Origin of the sequence: Affinundibacterium seohonense, from assembly GCF_014284305.1 — a bacterium.
GTDB lineage: Bacteria > Pseudomonadota > Gammaproteobacteria > Burkholderiales > Burkholderiaceae_D > Undibacterium > Undibacterium seohonense.
The window spans coordinates 1-20,584 of record NZ_JACOFW010000016.1; the positions used below are offsets into that span (position 1 = coordinate 1).

The following is a 20,584-nucleotide window of genomic DNA, read 5'->3' on the forward strand; positions in this document are numbered from 1 at the left end:
TTGAGTCTTCGTTTGAAAAATACGTGGCGAAGTTCTTTTATTTTTAAAGTGCCTACTAGAGACGCAATCATTACCCAATAAAAAACCCCGCTTTTAATAAAAGACGGGGTTTGTCAGCGATCTGAGACGCTGCGGCGTCTTTTTTTTATTTAAGAATTATTTCTTACTCACAAATTCCTCTGCACAGGCTACACTCATTGAGATAGCGAAAAAACCTAAGGCAACGGGATGGAAAGTTCCAATTTAAGAGCGGTGTTAGTGAAGGCTTTACGTAAGTCCATACCTTTGCATTGCATTTTATCGGACGCAGAAGACACACGCCCTTATGAGTGCGACTCTTTGAGCACCTATAAACAATTGCCTTTGGTTGTGGTTTTGCCTGAAGATGAAATGCAAATCTTAGCGATCCTCAAGGTGTGTCGGGAACTGCAAGTACCTATCGTACCTCGTGGCGCTGGCACAGGACTGTCTGGAGGTGCGACGCCGATTGAAAATGGCCTTGTGCTGTCGACCGCTAAACTCAATAAAATCCTAGAGGTCAACGCCTATGCACGCTCCGCACGCGTACAACCAGGTGTTCGCAATCTAGCGATCTCTGATGCCGCTATCAGTTTCGGACTGTACTACGCACCAGACCCTTCATCTCAACTGGCTTGCAGCATAGGCGGTAACTTGGCTGAAAATGCCGGTGGTGTACATTGTTTGAAATATGGCTTGACCGTGCACAATGTCTTACGAGCCCGTGTTGTGACGATCGATGGTGATATTTTGGAATTGGGAAGTGAGGCATTAGATGCTCCGGGTTTGGACTTGCTTGGGCTTTTTATTGGTTCGGAAGGGATGTTGGGAATTGTCACCGAAATTACCGTCAAACTGATACCTAAACCGCAAACTGCCCAAGTGATTGTGGCGTCATTTAGTGATGTCGAGCAAGCCGGGAACGCAGTCGCGCAAGTGATTGCCCAAGGCATTATTCCCTCGGGCTTGGAAATGATGGATCAAACGTCGGTGCGTATGGTGGAGCCATTTGTTCATGCGGGATATGACGTTAATGCGGCTGCGATTTTGCTGTGCGAAGCTGACGGCAATACGGAAGAAGTCGCAGATGAAATAAGTCGCATGTGTGCCGTGTTGGAAAAGGCAGGAGCGAGTAGTTTAAAGCTGTCGATGAATGAAGCTGAACGTACCAAACTATGGTCGGGGCGCAAGAATGCGTTTCCTGCTGCAGGGCGAATGTCGCCAGATTATTATTGCGTTGATGGCACGATCCCGCGCAAGCATCTTGCACAAGTTTTGAGATCGATTACGGAGATGGAGCGTCAATATGCAATGATCTGCGCCAATGTATTTCATGCAGGAGATGGCAATTTGCACCCTTTGATATTGTTTGACGCGAATGACCCAGGTGCCTTTGAAAAAGCCGAAGCCTTTGGCGCTGAGATTTTAGCGCTATGTGTTGCCTTGGGGGGAACCATCACTGGTGAGCATGGTGTCGGTATTGAAAAACTTAATTCCATGTGTTTGCAGTTTAACGCAGCTGAATTAGCCTGTTTCATGGCTGTAAAAGAGGCGTTTGATCCGCACAAATTGCTCAATCCTACCAAAGGTATTCCTAGCCTTAATCGTTGTGCCGAATTTGGTCGTATGCACGTGCAAAATGGCCGTTTAAATTTCCCTGAACTCCCACGTTTTTAAATCTATACAAAATCTGACAGAAATCGCCTAAGCATGAATCCAGTGTTACAACAATTTCGTGAACAAATTTTATTGGCGAGTGAGAGCAAACTGCCACTCTGCATACAGGGTGGCGCCACTAAATCTTGGTATGGAAATCAAGTGAACGGTGAGGTTTTGGATACCCGTGCTTATGCAGGCGTGATTGCTTATGAACCGACAGAATTGGTGCTAAGCGTACGCGCAGGAACTACGTTAAAAGAAATCGAATCGCTATTAGATCAACATGGACAGATGCTCGCTTGCGAAGCTCCCCATTTTGGTGAACACGCAACCGTCGGTGGCATGCTGGCGGCAGGATTGTCCGGACCTCGACGTGCTTATGCTGGCGGGATACGAGATTTTGTCTTAGGCGTTACCATGATGAATGGTCGAGGAGAGTTGTTGAAGTTTGGTGGTCAAGTGATGAAAAATGTGGCTGGCTACGATGTTTCCCGTTTAATGGTTGGATCGATGGGTGCGCTGGGCTTGATCACGGAGATTTCACTTAAAGTGATGCCACGACCTTTGCTAGAAACGAGTTTGGCCTTTGCGCTATCAGAGCAAGACGCATTGCACTGTTTAAATAAATGGGCGGGGCAAGCGCTTCCAATTTCCGCTAGTGCTTATCACGCTGGACGCTTGATGCTACGTTTATCCGGGTCGGAGTCCGCGATCAGATTGGCGAAACAGAAATTAGGCGGGCAAGACGTTCATGATGACAAAGCATTTTGGATAAGTTTGCGTGAGCAGCAGCATCATTTTTTCACCCCGGAACAGGGTCTTGCTTTATTACGTTTATCTCTGCCATCGACTGCATCGGCACTTAAATTGCGAACAAAAACCTTAATCGAGTGGGGCGGTGCACAACGCTGGATTTGGACGCACGAGCCGATACAATCGGTGCGTGAATTGATGCAAAATTTGGGCGGACACGTCACCCAGTTTCGTTATGCGGATGCATCGCAGGTGACCTTTATGCCTTTGCATCCGGCACTTTTAAAGATCCATCAACAGTTGAAAAAAACCTTTGACCCCTTTGATATTTTTAATCGTGGTCGCTTGTTTCCTAGTGATTGATAGATGACCCCAGTTGAATAAAGACGTATTGAACCAATGCGGCAAAAGAGACTATGCAAACTAAACTAAGCGCTGATTTTGTAGCGACTCCCGAAGGGCAAGAAGCAGACCAAATTTTGCGTCAGTGCGTGCATTGCGGAATGTGTAATGCGACTTGCCCAACTTATCAATTGCTCGGTGATGAACTGGACGGACCGAGAGGGCGTATTTATTTAATTAAGCAAGTTCTGGAAGGACACGAACCTAGTCAAAAAACGCAGACCCACCTTGACCGATGCCTGACTTGTCGTAGCTGTGAAAGCACATGTCCATCGGGCGTGCAATATTCACGCTTGTTAGAGATAGGACGCGATATCGTTGAGAAAAGAGTGGGGCGTTCTTGGACCCAAAGCCTATTGCGTGGTGCTTTGAAAAGTGGATTAAGTCATCCACGTTTATTCCAACATGCTTTGTTTTGGGGGCGAGCGTTGAAGTCGGTATTGCCGGCTTCGCTACAAGAAAAAATTCCAGTGCCGGCTGTGACTGCAGCGGATCAACTACCGCAGCGCCAACATAACCATAAAGTGATCTTGTTAGACGGTTGTGTGCAAGGGAGCTTGGCACCGAACATTAATGCAGCGACGGCACGCGTTTTGGATCGCATGCAGATACAGAGCATCCAATTGCCTTCGGTTGCCTGTTGTGGCGCTGTACGACTTCATTTGAGTGATCAAGAGGGCGCTAAGCAAGCGGCTAGACATAATATTGATGTGTGGTGGCCTCTAGTTAAACCTGATGCCGAACCTGAGCGTAAAGTGAGCCAGATCGTGATGACGGCATCGGGTTGTGGCGTGACTGTAAAAGACTACGGCAAGTTATTGGCACATGATAGTGATTACGCTGATAAAGCTTCAGCGATTAGTGCGCTGACCTGTGATTTGAGTGAGCTGCTGGTGGATTTTTCCGATACATTAGTTTCACAAATAGGCGGGCAAATAAGGCAGAAGATAGTCTGGCATGCACCATGTAGTTTGCAGCATGGTCAGCAGGTGCGTGGCAAAGTTGAAGGACTTTTGCAACGACTGGGAGTGGATGTCAGAATTTGTGCCGATAGTCATTTGTGTTGTGGATCAGCCGGAACTTACTCAATTCTGCAATCTGATCTGGCTAGACGATTACGCGACAATAAAGTGGCAGCCTTGGAAGCGACACAAGCCGAAATGATCGTCAGTGCGAATATGGCGTGTCAACAGCATTTGCAAACGGGTACGCAGCTGGCGGTTCAACATTGGATAGAGGTCGTTGATCAGGCCTTTGCGCAACTTCCACTGTTGTCGACACAAGACGCGATACTTGCAACTGATTCCTCAATGAGTGAGGAGACCGCACCTTCAATTGCAACTTCAACTTCTGCTGAGTCAATATCAGTAACAAAGAGTTTAAATTCTGAAAGCATCGTAGTCTCGCGAAAAAAATCGACGAAGAAATCAACTGCTAATCAATCCAAAACAAAATCGAAGACAAAAAAGTCGCTTAAATAGCATTGTTATCGACAAACAAAAAAGCCATCATGTTGATCAACATGATGGCTAGAGATTGTCGATGTTTGCGGATATAACTCCGCAATACGTCAACAATCATTCAACTTAATAACATAACCAAACAGCGTAGCTTAATGATGCAGCGCCGTCGTTCTATTTATGTTTAGAAACGGTAACCAATACCAACGCCAACCAACAATGGATCAACTTTGACCGCACTGGCTTTGGCACCTGCAATATTGACATCACTACGGATTTGAACTTTTTTCACATCCAGATTGATAGACCAATTTTTGTCGATTTTGAAATCGACGCCAGCTTGCACTGAGAAGCCAAAGCTGCTGCTTTCCAAGCCACCTTTACCAGCCAACAAATTCACTTTAGAGAGATTGGTGTAGTTCACACCAAAACCCAAGTAAGGATTGATATCGGCATTTGGTGCGAAGTGGTATTGCGCAGACAACGTCGGTGGCAAATGTTTGAATGTACCAATATTGGCGCCATCTAAATACACATCGTGTTTTTGCGGATATGTCAAAATCAATTCAGCAGAGACGTTTGGTGAAAAGAAGTAAGTAATATCGAGTTCAGGGATCGTTTTCTTGCTGACAGTGATACGATCTGCCGCGCCTACGCCACCGACTGGATCAGAGCCGTTTGCTGGGCTGATATTGACGATGCGACCACGTACCAACCATGGGCTTTCTTGTGCCATTGCTTCTGCGCTGACGAAACCAACTGCTGCTAAAGAGAGTGCGAGAACGAGCTTTTTCATTTTCATTTTCCTTGGTGATTAATGCAAATTATCAATACAGATTTTGATTCTAATGCTTGAGATTTTTTTCCTGAACCCAATGGAGCTAGTGTAGTTGCGCACTGCAACATACGTCTTGAGCTAGATCAAATTTGCTGTTTTCATGGCAAAAAAATTGAAAGATGTCTTGGATTTTCGTTGGCTATGAGTTTGCGTAGATTTTTGTGCATAAAAAAACGCCAGCATTCGGTGCACTGAATGCTGGCGCTTTTATTTATAGTTTTGATTTTCTTGGTGCGACTTCTTTCGGATGAATTCCGCTTACTGCCAGGGATATTATTCGACGAAAACTTTATATTCCCAAGGCTTTAATTCAAACTTAATATTTGTGCCAATTGGCGCTTTGGTGTTGTTGCTAATGTCGAGCATCTTACCTTTTGCGAGCGCTGACTTGATTTCTGCCGTTTTTGTTTGGTTTGATAGATTGAAGACAGCGACAATTTTATTACCCGCTTTTTCACGAGAAAAGGCGAACACGTGCTCATCATTACCAGTCGCTATCCGCTGCATTTCACCACCAGCTTGACCGTTCCATAAAGCTTTGTTGGTTTTCTTTAATTGGAATAAGGTGGTGTAGAGTTGTTTGAACGGGTGCGCCTTCCATTCAATAGGATCGCGTTCAAAGAAGTCCAATGCTTTGGTATTGCCGGCTTCCTGACCGCTATACATGAGCGGCATACCTTTCATGATGTTTGACAAAACTAAGAAAGTTTCTACGGCATCTCCAAGCCGTACAAACTCGGTTCCTTCCCAGCTATTCAAATCATGATTTGTAATATGCATCATGCGATAGGCGTTGGGATGATAATGTTTCTCTTCGCCGTTCAAGTAGGCATCCAAATCTTTCACAGATTTTTTACCTTGTGCGATGTCATTGAATAAGTCTTTGAATTGCCAACCGTAAGTCATATCAAAGGCTTTTTCATGCAATTCAAATTCATGGGCTTCCGCTAGCATAAATACTTTTTTGGTTTTATCTAAGGCTTTGCGAGTGTCGTTCCAAAAGTTGGTTGGCACCATCGCTGCAACGTCACAACGGAATCCATCAATATTGTATTCAGTCAGCCAGAAACGCATGGCTTCGACCATTTCTTTACGTAGTTGTGGATTGGTGTAGTCAAGTGCGATGACGTCGGCCCAATCGGGTACGGGCGGGACAAACTTACCGTCTTTGTCCTTTTTGTAAAACTCTGGATGTTGCGCTGCCCAAGGATGATCCCAAGCCGTATGATTGGCTACCCAATCGATAATCACATACATTCCCTGTGCATGAATTGACTTCACCAATTTTTTGAAGTCAGCTGGTGTGCCGAATTCAGGATTGACACCCTTGTAATCGCGCACTGCGTAGTAGCTACCTAAAGTGCCTTTGCGGTTCTTTTCGCCAATAGGATTGATCGGCATAAGCCAAATCACTTTGACACCCATTTTCTTTAATTCCGGCAGATAGTCTTCAAATTTTTGAAAGCTGCCTTCTTTAGAATGCTGACGAATATTGGCTTCATAAATTGTCGCATTCTTTGTCCATGCCGGATGAATAACCGAGCTCGTGGTTTGCGCAGTGGTCGGCGCAGAATTGAGTGCGCCTATGCTAAGTAATAGTGAAAGGAGTAAGTGCTTCATGGCTTGATCTCATATGGTTGGGATTGTGTTTGGGGGGGGGCTTTATTGCAGCTCAAAAATTAAGGCTGTTTTGGGGCTAACTTTGATTGTCTTTGGTAAGGATAGATGTTGATCGCTAATGAGTTCATAGGCCTGCTTTGCCCCTTGCATAACTTCTTCAAATCGCGACAGTTCAAGCGCCGTTGTCTTTTCATTGCGATTGATAATCACCATGACCTTATGCTTGCCATCGATGCGAAAATACACGTAACAGTTATTTTCTGGAATAAAGTGAATCAGTTTGCCGCGATGAATCGCAGTTTGATTTTTGCGCCAGTTAAATAAACGGGCAATGAAATTTTGCATATCCTGTTGTGCGCCGTTCAGATTTTTGCCTGTGTATGCGTTGACCACATCGCCATCCCAGCCACCTGGAAAATCACCACGCACTTTGCCATCGTCACGTTGTTTTGGACTAGTCATTAAGATTTCGGCGCCATAAAACATCTGTGGTATACCGCGCAAGGTTGCCAGCATGACCATCGCTAATTTATTTAGCGCGAGATCTTGATTTAAGGCTGAGAAAATACGTGGTGTATCGTGATTGCCTTCAAAGATGGTCAGTCGGTCGGGATCAGGATAGACGAAATCATTCGCGATCGCCTCATACATCGTCATCATGTTTGCGGCTTTACCATCGTTGCCCGTCAAGCTGGCATGCAGCGCCTGATAGACGGGGAAGTCCATTAAGCTGGGAAGCGACGAACGGTAGTCATCGTGATTCTGCTTACCACGCTGCCAATAGGCGATGATGTTCGGATTCATGCTCCACTCTTCACCGACGATGTTGAAGTTGGGATATTCCTCCATGATGCGTTGTGACCAACGTGCTAGGAAGGCTTTATCTGAATAGGAATAAGTATCGGTGCGCAAACCGGATAAATCCGCATACTCTATCCACCACAAACTATGTTGTATCAAATAGGTTGCCAACAAGGGATTGCCCTGATTCAGGTCTGGCATGGTTTTGACAAACCAGCCACTGGCAAATTTTTGTTTATCGATTTGTGCGGCGTGTGTGTCTTGTAAAGTGCTGCGTATGTGGTTGGTTTCAGTATAGTTCTGCGGAAAATTGAGCCAGTCTTTGCTCGGCAGATCGCGCATCCACCAATGATTGTCGCCGATATGATTGAGTACCACATCTTGAATCATCCCTATGCCGTGACGTTTGGCATCGCTAACCAATTGTTGGTAGCTGAGATTGCTGCCAAAGCGGGGATCGACTCGGTAAAAATCGGTAGCGGCGTAGCCATGATAGGAATTGATCGGCTGTGCATTTTCTACTAAGGGTGTTGGCCAGAGCATGGTAAATCCAAGCTTGGCGATGTAATCCAGATGTTGTCTGATGCCTTGAATATCACCACCGTGGCGAGAGCCCGGAATATGCCGTGCAAGTTTGTCACTGTAATCGGGGAGACTATCATTGCTGCTATCGCCATTCGCAAAGCGATCTGGCATGAGTAAATAGATCGCATCGTTTGCACCAAAACCTGCACGCTGCGCCGAGGCTGGGCGACGTGGTAGCAGGGTGAAGCTTTGGCTGACCAGTGTGGTTTCTGCTTGTTTGAACGCGATCGACAATTCACCAGCTTTGGTGTTCTCTGCAATTTGTACATCGATAAACAGATAGTTTGGGTTGTCGGTGCGTTGAACTTGAGTGATGGTGACGCCGGGGTAGACAATAGACGGCGTCAACTGAGCGATGTTCTTTCCATGCACCATCAGCTGCAGCTCTGGATGCTTCATTCCTACCCACCACGACGCAGGTTCCACATGTTGTATCTGGTAGGTGCTACTTTGTGCATGTGCTAAGCCGAAAGAGGCGAGACAACTACAAAAAAATACAGCGCCGCTAAGTGCCTTGCCAAGTACCTTAACTAGTGGGGAGAGTAAAGGTGCTTGCTGATGTAAAAGAAGATAACGGCGCTGCATGGGGATTAAGCTTCGCTTTGTTCGATCGCAAAAGCAGCACCGCTCAGTGCCGCCAACGTATCCGTGATTAGGGCAGTCGGGATCTGTTGTAAGTAATGTTGAAAGCGTCCCTTCGCTTCAAACTTTTCCCGAAAACGCGATTGAAAAAAATAGTCTCCGAGGCGCGGGACAATGCCACCGCCAATATATACACCGCTGCGAGCACCGACGGTTAAAGCAATGTTGCCGCAAAAGCTACCAAGCAGGGCGCAAAAACAATCCAAGGTTTGGACGCACACCGGGTCGTCTGACTTGAGTCCAAAATCGACGATTTGTTCTGTGCTCAAGGACTTGGGTATTTGTTTCATCGTTTTGGCAACAGCGCGATACAGCACTGGCATGCCGATTCCTGATAGGAGACGTTCGGCCGATACATGCGCAAATTCTTCGCGCGCGTGTGTTAACACTCTCGATTCAAAAACATCTGTTGCTGCCACTGTGGCATGGCCACCTTCGCCAGGAATTGCAATCCAGCCATGCTGAGTTTGAATCACAGTACCCACACCTAAACCGGTACCTGGGCCGATGACTGCCAGCGTGCCATCGTGCCGTGGCAGTGCACCATGCGCGCGAATATGCTGCGCTCCAAGACCCGGTAACGATAGTGCTAATGCTTCGAAATCATTGAGTACCAAAAATTTTTTCAGCTGTAAGGCTACTTTCACTTCTATTTGTGAAAAACGCCAATGGCTGTTGGTGAAGTTGATTTCATCTTGCGCCACGGCTGTCGCAACAGCAAAAGCTGCGCACTGCGGTGCTTGAAAACTGGAGTCTAGTTTTTGCTGTAAATAGCTTAGATAAGCCTCACTAGCGACTATCGGCGTTGCAAACTCGCTGACTGTTAAGGTGCGAACATGTTCTATACCTTGACTGGCAGAGGCGACCCAGCCGAAGCGAGCATTGCTGCCGCCGATATCTGCCACCAACCATGGATAGGGGGCGGTGGGGTTGTCATTTACGTGTGGGGCTGTTGTCATTGCGGGCAATTCCTGTAGCACAGATCACAAATTTTCGTGAGTCAGTAGGGAAACTAGTTTGAGTAAATGTAGCAAAACTACATAAATATCGCAATGAATTTGTTATGTGTTCTTAGATTTAGGTGGAAAGTGTGGTTTTCCGCCAAATTCACTTTTCAAAAGAATATGCTTGCGCCGTGATTCTGATACATGACGAAGCTTGAATGTTGGATTCTGATTTAACTGACTGATTTTACGTCAGATTCTTTTGCTTTTTGCGTTGGCTGGCGTACTACAATATTCTGTGTTAACCACGAGTTATTTTCTTAGATGACAAAAGACAAACTGAAAAATTTGTAGTCTAGTTACACGAGTTGCCCTTGCTTGCCTCAAAATAGATGACAACAAGTATGAATTGATCACTATATCGTGATTTGGTCTAGTCAGACTACAATGAGAATTGACAAGCAAGCAGCATGCTAAATCCTTGGTATATTTGCCAGCTGCTGCCGCATAATTACCTCGAAGAAATTTAGGAATCTCAGTCTATGCAAGCGAACCAAGCTTCACGAATTCAATCTGTGTCACATTCTTCTCCCCATTTATTGGCCGATATTGGCGGTACCTATGCCCGCTTTGCTCTCGAAGTCAGTAAAGGTGATTTTCAGCATGTGCGCTCTTTGCTCTGTGCTGACTACCCAGATTTCTATACCGCGATCAATACTTACTTGCAGAGCTTGCCAAACCTCCAAATTGAGCATGCGGCGGTGGCGATTGCGAATCCTGTCGATGGCGATCAGGTCAGCATGACGAATTACCATTGGCAATTCTCGATTGAAGAGATGCGCCAAAAGCTTGGGTTTGACACCTTGTTGATCGTCAATGACTTTACGGCGCTGGCAATGGCACTGCCACGCCTTGGGCCAAATGATGTACAGCAGATCGGTGGTGGTGAAGCCCGTAAGCAGAGCGTGATTGGCTTACTCGGTCCCGGTAGCGGGCTGGGAACATCTGGCTTGATTCCGGCGGGAGATAGTTGGATCTCTTTGGGTTCAGAAGGTGGACACACCAGTTTTGCTCCTAGAAATGAGCGCGAAATAGCCGTCTTGCGTTATGTTTGGCAACACTTTGAACACGTCTCGTTTGAACGTTTGGTGTCTGGGCCGGGATTGGAATTGATTTATCGCGCGCTGTCTGAGCAGGCACAAGTGGTAGCTAAAGATCTGAGTGCTCCAGAAATTACCCAACACGCACTACAGCATAGTGATCCTCAATGCGAGGTCGCGCTCGAGATTTTTTGCGATCTGTTGGGAACCGCAGCTGCCAATTTGGCCGTGACTTTGGGCGCGATGGGCGGTATTTATATCGGTGGCGGTATTGTGCCGCGATTAGGTGACTACTTTGCTGCTTCTGGTTTTCGCGCACGTTTTGAAGAGAAGGGTCGTTTCAGTCGCTATGTGGCTGCCATTCCCACTTACGTGATTACCGCCGAGCAGGCCACCTTTATTGGTGCTGCAGCGATTTTAGATGCGCAACTAAAAACCTTAAACACAGAACCTGGGTCAGCGATCTTGGGACAGATTCGTCGTATTCGTCCAGACTTGTCACCAGCAGAGTTACGTGTCGCAGAGCATGTTTTGGCGCATGCCCGTGCGGTGGTGAATGATCCTATTGCTGAAATCGCACGTGCTGCGGATGTTAGTCAGCCAACGGTAATACGTTTTTGCCGATCTTTAGGTTGCGAAGGTTTATCAGACTTTAAATTACGCTTAGCCTCTGGCTTAACTGGCACCGTGCCGGTGACGCACATCCAAGTGACAGATGATGATTCTGCCTTAGAGTTAGGCGCCAAAGTCTTGGGGAATACCGCGTCTTCGATTTTGCAGGTACGTAATCAATTAAATCGCGACATGATAGAACGGGCTATTCAATTGATTAGTCAGGCAAATAAATTAGAGTTTTATGCGATTGGACACTATGGCGTTGTCGCCCAAGATGCGCAGTTTAAGTTTTTACGCTTGGGGATTCCTAGTATTGCGCATACCGATTCACGTCTGCAGCTGTTGTCAGCGAGTGTGTTAAGTGACAAAGACGTGGTGGTCATCAGCAGCAGCAGCGGGCGATTACCCGAGTTATTAGAAGTCGCAGAAAAAGTGCGCGAACGTGGTGCCAAGATTATCGCCATCGCCGCTAGTCATTCACCTTTAATCCGTAAAGCCGATGTCGCGCTGATCGTTGATCATGTGGAAGATGTGAGTACGCATTTACCCATGGTCAGCAGGATTTTGCATTTGTTAGTGATTGATATGCTGGCAGTCGGCGTGGCAATGGGGCGTAACCCGGGTGCTGCTAGTCTATTGCAAGGCGAAGCCGATGAACGCTTAGACGAAGCCAGACCGACTCGATCCCCAGAAAGAAAAGTGGGAGCAAAAACTCAAGCGCCAGGTGTTAGCTTGGCTTCTCCTTTAGCGAAGTTGACCTCGCATAGCCGTTAAAAAAGCATAGCAAGTGTGGCAAGCATGTTTTTTTGTGTCGACGAACATGTTTGCTGCTGGCATTGAAAAAGTCGTTACTTGGTGCGCTTCATAAACGAATCATCTCATCCGATTTAGCCGCTGATGCCGCGTGCTACGTTACATGGGCGTCAATTGTTGATGATATTTCTTTGGTAGGCTAGCCAGTGTGAGGCTTTCGATTACCTACGATCAGTGTATCGTGTCGCCTACCGTTTTGAACTTGCTTCCAAGCTTTGCTTTCTTCCTGCGTGCACCTCTTTGGTACCGACTTTATCAAGAGGTATCTCACATGTAATCCTAATTTAAACCTGATTTTTGCAGCTTAAGGCCGCCTATTTGGCAGTTCGTCGCATGCTTATAGCACTTGACGCAAGGCTCCATTACAGTACATCCATCGAATCAAGATTCGATAAAAAAACAAACGAACATTCACACAAATTATTGAAATTTTTTAGGAGAACTATCATGAAAACATTCACAGCTACCGCCATCGTTTCTGCAGCATCTGCTTGCTTAACGTCCTTAGTTTTTGTTGGTATCGTCAACGTCGCAACGACCACACAAGTCGAGGCTTCACCAGCGCCAGTACAAACTGTCACAGTGCGTCATGCTCGTATGACAGAGGCAGAAAAACTCGCTTATGACCAAGAGAGCGCAATGATGCAAACGGTTGTCATCACTGCAAAACGCTTGACGCCAGAGCAAAAAGCGGCCATGTCTGCTGAATAAAATGGCCAGATCAAATCTGTCATTTGTAAGAAAAGAAGTGAAGTAAAATAAGAGTTCGAGTGCCGACTCTGTAACGCAAAAGCAAATCCGCTGCGACTTTCGTTAGCGTTGATATGAAGAGACATACGCCATGTAATATCTCCTCAGGCACTCATTTTTCTTGGTATGGTAGAGTTCAAAATCAATTGATGAACTTACCGGGTTGAGATGAACGCCAGCTACTATCAAGCCAGTCATACATCATTAAGCTGTAGCTCATTGCGAGCAATACCGTTTTCTCCTCCGCTGCCAGCGGTTCTCCTATCCACACTTTGGGTTGTTGTCCGTCGAAAGACATCGCGCCGATTGTTTGACTATCACGCTCAATTGTTAAGCCAGAGAATTGCTGGAAATGACTTGGCAAAGTCCGCCATTGACCATTCACCAAATAACTGCTGTCTTTGATCATTGTAAATTGCAAGGACTTACCAAGCTGCTGCCCATCTACTTGTAGCTTGATGATTGGAATCTCATTACGTAGCGTATCAACAGTGAGATACCAATGCTTCTCAGCTTTTTGTATATCACAACCGAGATAGCTATTTAAGCGAGTCGCTTCTGTGTTTCGTTGTGTCTTATTGCCATCCATTTTATAGGTGGTTTCTACCTGATCGTTCATCGACAAGGTACGACAACGAACTTGAACCATATCGCTTCGGCTGGCATTGACGGTAAATGCAAAGTCGTTCTCATTCTTGAGCAAGTAACGGCGACTGCTTTTTTGCCGCATATCTAACAAGTCGAGAAATAAGAAACGTAAAAACTTATCTTTAATTTCCAAACCTTGAAGTGAAATTCCAGATTCAGAAAACCAAAGATGACTCTGCTCTGATTTTCCCCAACCCGTTTTTGCGCCACTGATTTCGTAGCTTTCTCGTGGACTCTGTAAGGCTTGCTGATACACGGCATCACTTAATCGCCAGGTAGGGCGCTTGACACTGAATTGATTGGCGTTTTGTATGAATTCACGACCTAGAGGAATGGATTGGTCTTGCACAGTTTGGCAGGCGCTCAGTAGTGCCGTAATCGAGAGTAAAGTCAGCTTTAGTCGCATGATAGTTGGGTTTTGAGTGAAAGGTGCTAGGTCAATTGTCAGGTAAGCAAAGGATTATCGTTGACGTTGCTGAGCGTGTAAATTGTTCACTGATTCGTATCGTCATACTATCCTCGATCGACCTTTAGATACACCATGCCATTTTATTGTTGCTGGCGCACTAATTTGTACATTGGCAAGGCAGATTGTGCGATGTGTAAAACGCTTTTATTAAAGCGCCGGTCATCGCGAGACTACGCGCATATCCTCACGCGCACTTATTAAAGAAAGTCGGCGCGTATTTTCTCTTAGCCCTCGCTTTTTGGTAATTGATTCCCGCGATTCGGCATTTCATCGCATAGCGGTCGCTATTGACTCAGCGCTTGGTTAAAGTACACACATCGAAACACAAATCGATAAAAAATTAATCAGCAAAACAGCGAATTTAATTGCCCATTAAATAGAAACTTTAGGAGAACTACCATGAAAACAATTACCGCAACTGCCATCGTTTCTGCAGTGTCTGCTTGCTTAACTTCATTGATCTTTGTTGGCGTGTTAAACGTTGCGACAACTGCGGATGTGGGCGCCACTGTCACGCCGGTACAATCAATCACTGTTAGTGCTAAACGCATGAGTGACGAAGACAAATTGGCATACGACTTAGAGATGGCTCAGGTCGTTGTGATGCAAGTTGTTGAAGTGCGCGCCAAGCGTTTGACGGCTGCTGAAAAAGCTAGCATGGCGTCAGAATAATCGTTTTGTATTGCGAAGTTGTTTGTGTTTCTTGTTGTTTTATTTGTTTAGCGCATCGGCTCTGTAGTTGCCATTGCGCTGTTGGTTGGAGACGACTGTTGCCATGAGTCGTATGTAGGTTCACATACAGGCACGATAAATCTCAGCAATCGATGTATGTTTCAGACGCGCTTGCACGATCGCATTTTCTGCAATACTCGTCATGCCTTCTCTTTTTGCCAATTGCGACAGTTCATCAGCGGACATGCCGGGTTGTATGTGGGTACGAATTTTGTCATTGATGATTAATAATTCGTAGATGGCCAGGCGACCGGAAAATCCTGTTTGGTGACAGTGTTCGCAGCCACAACCTTGATAGAAAATCTCATCGTCTGTCAGTCCCAAATTCTTTCGCATCAGCGGCGTTACGCTTTCTTGCTGCAAACAATGTGGACAATTTTTCCGCACCAGCCGTTGCGCTAAAATGCCAATGACTGAAGCGCGTATCATATAAGGCTCTACGCCAATTTCCATTAGACGCACGATGCTGCTGGCTGCGTCATTGGTGTGCAGCGTGCTAAATACCAAGTGTCCAGTGAGTGCGCTTTCGAGAGCGATCTTACAGGTTTCAGCATCCCGCATCTCGCCTATCATAATCACGTCTGGATCGTGGCGCAGTATATGCCGCAAGGCCTGCGGAAAACTAAAATTAATCGCATTGACTAATTGTATTTGACGGGTGCCACTCAATTCATACTCGATGGGATCTTCGACCGTAATGACATTAACTTCGTTCTTAACGACTTCTTGTAGTGCCGCATATAAGGTCGTTGACTTACCCGAACCAGTCGGACCGGTAACTAAGATGATGCCGTGCGAGCGATCTAGTAGATCGTGAAAGCGTGCTTCGTCCTGAGTCGTAAAGCCAATTTGATCTATCGTGCGTAATCCTTGATTTTTATTCAGTACACGGATGACGATACTTTCGCCAAATTGCACAGGAATGACAGAAATACGTAAATCAATTTTATGTTTTTCGTATTGGTAGCCTATCCGCCCATCTTGCGGCAGACGGCGTTCTGCGATGTTGAGTCTTGCCAAAATTTTGATACGTCCCACGACGGCAGGCAATAAGCTCCTTGGATAGTCTTTGAGTTTTTGCAGGCTGCCATCAATTCGGTAGAGTAAGTCGAAGTGATGTGCTTCAGGCCGGATATGAATGTCGGAGGCATTCCGCAAGATCGCTGTTTGTAGGATCGTTTCTACCAATTTGACGATAGGCTGCTGTTTCGCCATGAATTCGGCATCTTGTGATGATTGTTGGTCCTGATCATCACTCTCGATACTAAGCTCAAATTCCTGTAAGCCTTCGTTTTCGGTTTGGCTGAGATAACTCTCTTTGATTGCTAGCCGTATCGCCTGCTCGTCAGCAATCACATTGAGGATATTTTTTTGACAGATAAAGCGAATAAACTCATTAGCCTGTTGCGATAATAAAGTCGCGCTCGCCAGGACCAAACTATCTTCGTGAAGCATGATCGGCAGAGTTTGATAGCGATGCGCAATTTCCGCGGGTAACAAGCTGATGACTTGTGGATCGGGGATAAATTTTTCGAGAAGAAGATGCGGTACTTCTAGCTGACTTAGTAGAGCTTGATTTAAATCAGCTTGCTTGAGTGCTTCCATTTCGACTAGTACTTCACCGAGCTTTTTGCCATCGCGATGACGTAGTTGTTGTAACGCTTCTCTCAAGGCTTCGGCGCTGACCAGGTGTTCGCGTAATAGGTATTGGCCGAGACGTTCATGCATAGCACTCGCTTGCATATTGAATAGCGCAGTCAATTCACTTGCTGAGTGAGCGATTGGTTGGTGTGCGTGATGATGGATTGTAGGCATGATTTAACTCAGCTGATGATTGAGCGACAGTTTGTCGAGAGAGGCTGATACCAGCATTTTCGAGTGTATTTTGAAACGGTACCGTACTTCGGGTATTGTGATGCATCAAAAATTTGTCAAAGTTGGGAGTATTTAGGTGACATGTGAGCTATGAATGTATCGTAGTCCAGCTTTGCTAGACAATAGCGCGAGACTGGAAGATAGGAAATGACTGTCGGGAGCTTCTCATTCTCCACGTATGAGACTTTTACAGCGTCAGTCATGTGCTTTCAAAGCATTACGCGAGGTATTTAAAAAAGCATCAAAAATCCGAAAAATTTGGTCGAATTTTAAACTTTTCGATAGTCTAGTGGCTCCAACTTTGACTCAATGCCTCAGCCTGTTTTAAACACAAATCGATCGCTTCATCCGCTTTATCCGGTGGATACTTCCACTTCTTCAAAGCGCGGCGTACCAGATTGCGTAACTTAGCGCGCACGCTATCCCGCACTTGCCAATCGACTGTCGTGGAGGTGCGCAATTGCTCGGTGACGTACTTGGCGAGTTCACGTAGATTATTGTCGCCCAGTTCTTTTACCGCAGATTCGTTTTGGATCAAAGCGCGATAGAAAGCGATCTCGTCGGAATTGAGTCCTAGCTTGGCGGCTTGTTCTGCATCGGCCGCCATTTCTTTCGCCATGTTGATCAATTCTTCGATCACTTGGGCAGTTTCAATCGCACGGTTATGGTATTTACGCAGGGTTTCCAATATGCGATCAGAGTATTTCTTTTCCGACACGACATCGGTTTTCATGCGCGCTTTGACTTCGTCGCGTAGTAACTTTTCTAGCAGTTCTACCGCCAGATTTTTGTGCGGCATGCGCGCCACGTCTTCCATGAACTCAGGAGAAAGTAGACCGATATTCGGTTTGTCTAAGCCCACCATTTTAAAAATATCGTCTACGCCATCGGCAATGATCGCGTTATCGATGATTTGTTTCAGCGCGCTATTTTTTTCCTCATCAGTGCGGCGTTTATCAATGGTTGTGAACTTGGTGATCGCGTGTTTTACTGCACTTAAGAACGCGATCTCTTTTTTCAAAGGTTCAACTTCGCTCATGGTGCTGCACAAGGTATAAGCTTTATTGAGCGCGGCCATTACGTCGAGAAAACGCTTCTTCCCATCGAGCTCGCCGCTCGCACCTTTCATTCCCAATAAATGATTCATTGCTCCAGGCAATAGCTGTAAGGCTTTGGTTTCAAATTGACTGTAGTCAAAGCCATGAAACATCGCATGCACGATATCCATTTTCTCTAACAAAATCGCATAGGCTTCACGCGTATCGTGGGTGGGTTGTCCTTTGCCTTGTGAGCCTGTGTAAGTGTGCAAAGCCTTTTTCAATTCGCTAGCGATGCCAATATAGTCCACCACCAAGCCACCTGGTTTATCTTTGAAAACGCGATTCACCCGCGCAATCGCTTGCATCAAGTTATGGCCTTTCATGGGTTTGTCGATATACATGGTGTGGCAATTCGGCGCATCAAAACCCGTCAGCCACATATCGCGCACGATCACTAATTGCAGAGGGTCGTTTACATCTTTAAAGCGCTTTTCAAACAGTTTTTTGGTGTCTTTGTTGTAGATGTGTGGCTGCAGTTTTGATTTATCCGAGGCCGAACCTGTCATCACTATCTTAATCGCGCCTTTGGTCGGATCGGCATCGTGCCATTCTGGTTGGATCGCCACGATCGCGTCATACATATCGACGCAAATTTCACGGCTCATACACACGATCATGCCTTTGCCCGGCATGCTAGCGATACGGTTTTCAAAGTGCGCTACTAAGTCTTTGCCGACTTGCTGCATACGCGGTTCGCTGCCTACCAATTTTTCTAATGCCGCCCATTGTGATTTGGTGCTTTCACGGCTAGCGACATCTTCTTCATCTTCGATCACTTCATCGACTTCTTCATTCAGTGTTTCAATCTCAGCCTGATTGATAGCGAGTTTTGCTAAACGTGATTCGTAATAGATAGGCACGGTCGCGCCATCATCCACCGCATCTTGAATATCGTAAATAGAAACATAGTCACCAAACACCGCCTTGGTGTCTTTATCGGCAGAATCAATCGGCGTACCTGTAAAGCCGATGAACGACGCCTCCGGCAAGGCATCGCGCATGTGCTTGGAATAGCCAAACGTGTATTGCCCAGTCTTGGTATTGAATTTCGCTTTGTCGCCATATTGACTACGATGCGCTTCATCGCTGATCACCACGATATTGTGGCGCGTTGAGAGAATAGGGTGGCTAGTTTCCTCACCCAACAAAGCAAACTTTTGCACCGTCGTAAAAATAATGCCACCTGCCTGACGAGAACTGAGTAATTCACGTAAATCATCACGATCACCCGCTTGCACCGGGGTTTGCTTGAGCGCTTCTTGCGCCATGCAAAAGGTATTGTAGAGCTGACCGTCCAGATCATTTCTATCGGTCACCACCACGATGGTTGGATTATTCATCTCAGGCTGCGCCAGCAGTTTCGCCGCATAGCACAACATGGAAATCGACTTACCCGAACCTTGCGTATGCCACACCACGCCCGCTTTACCCGAGCCTGCGACCACCTCATTAGCGTAATTGGCACGCGGCTGCGCGATGCTGCGACTATCCGGACGCTGCGCCGCAATCACCGTCGCACGCACCGCCTCGCGCACGGCATGAAACTGATGATAGCCCGCGATTTTCTTAATGATGTTGTCGCCATCTTGTTCAAATAAAATGAAATAACGGATGTAATCAAGGAATAAATCGGGCTTAAAAAATCCCTTCACCAAAGTCTCTAAGTGAAACTCAAACAGCGGCTTATCATGCTCATTCGCCACCGTGCGCCAAGGTAAAAAGCGCTCTTTGTTAGAAGTGAGCGAACCCACGCGCGCAACCAAACCATCACTCACCACGACCGCTTCATTAAAAATAAACAGATCAGGAATTTCTTCTTTGTAGGTTTGTATCTGTTGAAAGGCTTGCCAGATATCGGCGTTTTGATCGGCGGGATTTTTCAGTTCTAATACTGCAAGCGGAATGCCGTTAATAAACACCAACACATCAGGGCGACGATTACCTTTGCTGCCAGCCAAAGAATATTGATTGACGACCAAAAATTCATTGTTACGAGCATTGGCAAAGTCGATCAACTGCACATAATCGATCTTGCTATCGGCATTACCATTGGCATCGACTTCCTGCGACTTAAATTCCACCTTCACGCCTTCCAGCAAAAGCTGATGAAAGGCTTTGTTATTTTTGATCAGTATCGGTGTTTCTGGCTTAGCGATTTGTAGCGCGACTTGTTCTAAGGTGGCGGCAGGGATGTGCGGATTGATTTTTTGAAGAGCCGACAATAAACGTGCTGGCAAAATAATCTGACGATAATCACTGCGTTCAGGGCAAGCACCATCCGGCGCAATGTCATAGCCGCAGACGTAGTCATAACCAATTTCTTGAAACCAGGTGAGACAGAGTTGTTCTAGTTGGTCTTCAGTGATCATGCAATTTGTCCATGTCAGAATTTGTAAATCTTTATATGTAGGGCGCAATGCATTGCGCCATTCAACCAACCGTACAATACGCATGCTTTTACGTGTCGATGCAATGCATTGCACCCTACGGTCCTAAGAATCGTATATTCGCTATTCGCAAATCGCGAATATGATATTTCTAGTGTTGAAACGCGCCACACAGCTGATAAGTATTAGTTTACCGACATTATCAAAAAAATATGTCGATTTTCTTCCTCAAAATCGACATATTGAAGAAACGTGTCGATTCGTTAAAGGTATTGATGCAATTGCAACTTATCTGAAGCTAGCCTTTGCGTAACACGTTAATGGCATTTGGGAGTCCTTACGGAATATTTTTATAAATGACATTAATTATTAT

Annotated in this window: 13 protein-coding genes; 6 read left to right on the top strand and 7 right to left on the bottom strand. The window is 46.0% G+C overall.

All coding sequences use genetic code 11. The annotated features are described in order from the left end of the window. Positions 1-228 precede the first annotated feature (228 nt). The 3 genes from H8K52_RS13635 to glcF are packed head-to-tail and all read left to right on the top strand — an operon-like array spanning position 229 to position 4,313. Complete coding sequence (locus H8K52_RS13635; RefSeq protein ID WP_186923461.1) at positions 229-1,695, top strand: FAD-linked oxidase C-terminal domain-containing protein; 1,467 nt, start codon at positions 229-231, stop codon at positions 1,693-1,695. 33 nt (positions 1,696-1,728) lie between these two features. Continuing rightward, positions 1,729-2,793, top strand: coding sequence for a glycolate oxidase subunit GlcE (gene glcE, locus H8K52_RS13640; RefSeq protein ID WP_186923462.1), 1,065 nt, complete (start codon positions 1,729-1,731; stop codon positions 2,791-2,793). 53 nt (positions 2,794-2,846) lie between these two features. Continuing rightward, positions 2,847-4,313: a glycolate oxidase subunit GlcF gene (glcF, locus tag H8K52_RS13645; protein WP_186923463.1), complete on the top strand. Its 1,467-nt coding sequence runs from the start codon at positions 2,847-2,849 to the stop codon at positions 4,311-4,313. A gap of 163 nt (positions 4,314-4,476) precedes the next feature. On the opposite strand, the gene H8K52_RS13650 is transcribed toward glcF, so the two are convergent. The 4 genes from H8K52_RS13650 to glk form a co-directional block, all read right to left on the bottom strand. After that, positions 4,477-5,088 carry an OmpW/AlkL family protein gene (locus H8K52_RS13650; protein WP_186923464.1) on the bottom strand — a complete coding sequence of 204 codons (612 nt, stop codon included), beginning with the start codon at positions 5,086-5,088 and terminating at the stop codon, positions 4,477-4,479. Between the two features lie 315 nt (positions 5,089-5,403). Next, complete coding sequence (locus H8K52_RS13655; RefSeq protein WP_186923465.1) at positions 5,404-6,750, bottom strand: alpha-amylase family glycosyl hydrolase; 1,347 nt, start codon at positions 6,748-6,750, stop codon at positions 5,404-5,406. 42 nt (positions 6,751-6,792) lie between these two features. Further along, entirely contained in the window at positions 6,793-8,721 is a 1,929-nt protein-coding gene (locus H8K52_RS13660) for a glycoside hydrolase family 13 protein (RefSeq protein ID WP_186923466.1), read from the bottom strand. A 5-nt stretch (positions 8,722-8,726) separates the two neighbouring features. Then, positions 8,727-9,737, bottom strand: coding sequence for a glucokinase (glk, locus tag H8K52_RS13665; RefSeq protein WP_186923467.1), 1,011 nt, complete (start codon positions 9,735-9,737; stop codon positions 8,727-8,729). A gap of 527 nt (positions 9,738-10,264) precedes the next feature. Here glk and H8K52_RS13670 point away from each other — a divergent pair. Next, positions 10,265-12,211 (top strand): glucokinase, encoded by a 1,947-nt coding sequence (locus H8K52_RS13670; protein WP_186923468.1) that lies wholly within the window; start codon positions 10,265-10,267, stop codon positions 12,209-12,211. A gap of 486 nt (positions 12,212-12,697) precedes the next feature. Beyond that, positions 12,698-12,961 (top strand): hypothetical protein, encoded by a 264-nt coding sequence (locus tag H8K52_RS13675; protein ID WP_186923469.1) that lies wholly within the window; start codon positions 12,698-12,700, stop codon positions 12,959-12,961. Positions 12,962-13,142: 181 nt separating this feature from the next. Here H8K52_RS13675 and H8K52_RS13680 read toward each other — a convergent pair whose 3' ends face one another. Then, positions 13,143-14,054: a hypothetical protein gene (locus tag H8K52_RS13680; protein WP_186923470.1), complete on the bottom strand. Its 912-nt coding sequence runs from the start codon at positions 14,052-14,054 to the stop codon at positions 13,143-13,145. Between the two features lie 462 nt (positions 14,055-14,516). Here H8K52_RS13680 and H8K52_RS13685 point away from each other — a divergent pair, with 462 nt between their 5' ends. Further along, positions 14,517-14,789 carry a hypothetical protein gene (locus H8K52_RS13685; RefSeq protein ID WP_186923471.1) on the top strand — a complete coding sequence of 91 codons (273 nt, stop codon included), beginning with the start codon at positions 14,517-14,519 and terminating at the stop codon, positions 14,787-14,789. Positions 14,790-14,909: 120 nt separating this feature from the next. Here H8K52_RS13685 and H8K52_RS13690 read toward each other — a convergent pair whose 3' ends face one another. Both H8K52_RS13690 and H8K52_RS13695 read right to left on the bottom strand, forming a co-directional pair. Next, positions 14,910-16,664, bottom strand: a complete 1,755-nt coding sequence (locus H8K52_RS13690) for a GspE/PulE family protein (RefSeq protein ID WP_186923472.1) — start codon at positions 16,662-16,664, stop codon at positions 14,910-14,912. A 346-nt stretch (positions 16,665-17,010) separates the two neighbouring features. Then, positions 17,011-20,190, bottom strand: coding sequence for a type I restriction endonuclease subunit R (locus tag H8K52_RS13695; protein ID WP_425507539.1), 3,180 nt, complete (start codon positions 20,188-20,190; stop codon positions 17,011-17,013). Positions 20,191-20,584 lie beyond the last annotated feature (394 nt).